The organism is Bradyrhizobium archetypum (genome assembly GCF_013114835.1).
Taxonomy (GTDB): Bacteria; Pseudomonadota; Alphaproteobacteria; order Rhizobiales; family Xanthobacteraceae; genus Bradyrhizobium; species Bradyrhizobium archetypum.
Window position 1 is genome coordinate 1 of record NZ_JAAVLW010000033.1, and the last position, 739, is coordinate 739.

Annotated in this window: 2 protein-coding genes; both read left to right on the forward strand. The window is 66.3% G+C overall.

Going from position 1 to position 739, the window contains the following annotated elements; all coding sequences use genetic code 11:
* Positions 1-519 (forward strand): response regulator (locus HCN50_RS35070; RefSeq protein ID WP_171714017.1); only part of this gene is annotated, 519 nt, incomplete at its 5' end.
* A gap of 32 nt (positions 520-551) precedes the next feature.
* A partial coding sequence (locus HCN50_RS35075; RefSeq protein WP_171713512.1) for a chemotaxis protein CheW occupies positions 552-739 on the forward strand: 188 nt, incomplete at its 3' end.

Below are 739 nucleotides of genomic sequence, written 5' to 3' on the forward strand. Positions count from 1 at the left end.
GTCGCCGGCCAGGCCGACGGCATCCTGGGCTCGGCCGTGATCAAGGGCCAGGCCACCGAGGTGATCGACGTCGGCCACTTCCTGCCGATGGCGTTCGCCGACTGGTTCTCGCGCAAGGAGATGCGGGCGTCCTCCACCGCGCAGTCGGTGCTGCTGGTCGACGACTCCGCGTTCTTCCGCAATATGCTGGCGCCGGTGTTGAAGGCCGCCGGCTACAAGGTGCGGGTTGCCGTCAACGCCCAGGAGGGGCTCACCGCGCTGCGCTCCGGCCAGAGCTTTGACGTGGTGCTGACCGACATCGAGATGCCGGACATGAATGGCTTCGAGTTCGCCGAGACGATCCGCTCCGACAACAATCTGAGCCAGCTGCCGATCATCGCTTTGTCCTCGCTGGTGTCGCCGGCGGCGATCGAGCGCGGCCGGCAGGCCGGCTTCCACGACTACGTCGCCAAGTTCGACCGGCCCGGCCTGATCGCGGCGCTCAAGGAACAAACCGCCGACACCCGGAAAGCGGCCTAGGGCATCAGCGTGCTCAAACAAGGTAACTGCATATGACAACCAAGACCGAGACCATCGAGGGCACCGTGGCCGAATACGTCACCGCCGTGATCGGCGGCCAATTGTTCGGGCTGCCGATCTCCCGCGTCCAGGACGTGTTCATGCCGGAACGGCTGACGCGGGTGCCGCTGTCGTCTGCCGAGATCGCCGGCGTGCTCAATCTGCGCGGCCGCATCGTCAC